This is a genomic window from Streptomyces sp. SID9727, assembly GCF_010550605.1.
In the GTDB taxonomy this organism is placed as follows: domain Bacteria; phylum Actinomycetota; class Actinomycetes; order Streptomycetales; family Streptomycetaceae; genus Streptomyces.
The window spans coordinates 1-2,468 of sequence record NZ_JAAGNI010000133.1 but is presented as its reverse complement, the minus strand read 5'-3'; the positions used below and the strand labels follow the sequence as shown (position 1 = coordinate 2,468).

The following is a 2,468-nucleotide window of genomic DNA, read 5'->3' as shown; positions in this document are numbered from 1 at the left end:
GTACGGCTGGGGCTGGGCGGGCGGCTGCTGTGCGGGCGGGAGGGGCGCGGCGCCCTGGTCCTGGCCGTACGGGCCGCTCCGGTCCCGGCCGTACGCGTGCTGTCCGTACCCGCCGGGCTGCTGTCCGTACGGCCCCTGCTGCTGCGGGCCCGCCTGGTACGGCTGCTGCTGCGGCTGCTGCCCGTACGGGTCCTGCCCGCCGTCCTGCGGGCCCCATGCCTGCCCCCACGGCCGGCCGCCGGCCGGAGGCGCCTGGTCCGCCGCTCTTCCCGGCGTCCACGGCTCGCCGCCGTCCGAGGGCAGCACGACACCCTCGTGCGCGGGTCGTACAGCAGGGGGCTGCTGCTCGTCGCCCTGTCCGCTCTGTGTCACCGGGACTCCTACGTGCGTGTCAACTAGGTAATCGTCGACTCACGCTATCGGGTGGCGACCGCGGTGCGCCAAGTACCCGCCAACCGCAGCACGCCCGTGACACACGGTGCAACGCCGCGGCCTCTCACGGGGCAGTTGAGGGCCCACCCGCTCCGGCTCACGCCGCCTGGAGTTCGAGGCGCGCCCCGAACTCCCGTACCGCGGGCTCGTCCCCGTACGGCAGCAGCCGCTGCTGGAGGTCCTCCAGGTACTCCGCGCCCCGGGTCGAGCGCACCGTGCCGAGCAGTTCCATCGCCCGGGTCCCCGTGTGGCACGCCTGCTCGACCTCCCGCAGCTGCACCTGGGCCGTGGCCAGCAGCGCGAGGCCGATGCCCCGGCGCCGGGCCCGGGACTCCGGGTGGCCGTCCAGGGACTCCTTCGCCCGGCGCGCGGCGGCCTCCGCCTGCCCCAGGTCCCGGTGGCAGTGCGCGAGTTCGTCCGCGAGGTAGGCGTGGTCGAAGTGGGCGATCCAGTCCGGGTCGTCCCCGCTGTCCGGCTCGGCCCGCTCCAGGGCGGCCTCGGCCCGGGCCGCGGTCTCCAGGCAGGTGCGGGCGTCGCCGAGCAGCGCGTGGCCGCGCGCCTCCGCCGCGTGGAACATCGCCTCCGCGCGCGGGGTGACCCGGCCGCGCGCGCCCTCCTGCGCGGCCCGCGCCAGCTGGGCGATCTCGCGCGGGTTGCCGAGCTGGGCGGCGAGGTGGCTCATCGAGGCGGCCAGCACATAGCCGCCGTACGCGCGGTCGCCCGCCGCCTGCGCGAGGCGCAGGGCCTGGATGTAGTAGCGCTGGGCCAGGCCCGGCTGGCCCGTGTCGATGGCCATGTAGCCGGCGAGCTCGGTGAGCCGGGAGACCGCCGCGAACAGCTGGCGGCCCGTCGATTCGCGGTACGCCCCCGAAAGCAGCCCGGAGACCACGCTGTTGAGGTAGTGCACGAGGACCGGGCGCACATGGCCGCTGCCGAAGCGGTGGTCGAGGTCGACCAGCGCGGCCGTCGTCGCCCGCACCGCCTCCACGTCAGGCATCCCGACCCGGGACCCGGCGGCCCGGGCGACCTGCGGGTCCGCGCCGGTGATCAGCCAGTCCCGGCTGGGCTCCACCAGCGCGGACGAGGCGACCGCCGAGCCGGTGAGGAAGTCGCGGCGCCCGACGTCGCTGCGCCACAGCTCGCAGACCTGCTCGATCGCCCCGGTCACCGTCGGCGCGAACTGGAGGCCGACGCCCGAGGCGAGGTTCTTGCCGTTGGCCATCCCGATCTCGTCGATCGTGACCGTACGGCCGAGCTTGCGGCCCAGCGCCTCGGCGATGGTGCCCGGCGCCCGGCCGCGCGGCTGCTGGCCGCGCAGCCAGCGGGCCACGGACGTCTTGTCGTAGCGGAGGTCGAGGCCGCGTTCGGCCCCGACCATGTTGACCCGGCGGGCGAGGCCCGCGTTGGAGCATCCGGCTTCCTGGATGAGCGTCTGGAGCCGTTCGTTCGGCTGACGTGCGACGAGTGGCCTGGCTGCCATGTGTGTCCCCCTGAGGCCGCAGTGATAGGTGGCGGGATCACTGCCCGACATATGTCTGAGAAATGCGCCGATTCATCGTGTTGGTCACTTTCCACGCGACTTACCGCATTCGTCACGGCCAGTCACTAAAATGCCGCGCCGGACCGCCCCTGCCGGACGTCCCGTAACCAGTTACCCGCCCAGGGCCCGTGCCTCTCCCACGCGCCCCCGCCCGTGCACCCGTGCGCCCCGTGTGCGGAACCGTGCACGGGCGGCCGTAACTCTTCGTGAAGCCCGTAGTTGAGCTGGACGTGGAAGAGCCCATCGGAGTCATGGAAGCCGCGCAGGTGCCCCGGCAGCGCGTGGAGCAGCTGCTCGACGCCGCCGTGCGGTACACGGAGGAGAGGCACTGGGACGTGTGCCCGGGCACCTGGCTGGAGCCGTCCGGCGGTGGCCGGCAGTGCTCGTGCGGCGAGGAGGCGTGCGCCGCACCCGGTGCCCACCCCGCCGGGGACGGCTGGGCGGACGGGGCCACCGGCAGCGGCGCGGCGGCCCGCCGGATGTGGAGCCGGCGGCC

At 74.7% G+C, this 2,468-nt stretch carries 2 protein-coding genes and 1 pseudogene; 1 reads left to right on the top strand and 2 read right to left on the bottom strand.

Annotated elements, in window-relative coordinates:
- Together G3I41_RS36685 and G3I41_RS08175 are read right to left on the bottom strand one after the other, a co-directional pair.
- Positions 1 to 372, bottom strand: a pseudogene (locus G3I41_RS36685) (hypothetical protein); the annotation flags it as partial.
- A gap of 157 nt (positions 373 to 529) precedes the next feature.
- Positions 530 to 1,912, bottom strand: coding sequence for a transcriptional regulator (locus G3I41_RS08175; protein WP_164399633.1), 1,383 nt, complete (start codon positions 1,910 to 1,912; stop codon positions 530 to 532).
- A 311-nt stretch (positions 1,913 to 2,223) separates the two neighbouring features.
- Between G3I41_RS08175 and G3I41_RS08170 the strand changes: the two genes are divergently transcribed.
- Positions 2,224 to 2,468 (top strand): bifunctional DNA primase/polymerase (locus G3I41_RS08170; RefSeq protein ID WP_203600505.1); only part of this gene is annotated, 245 nt, incomplete at its 3' end.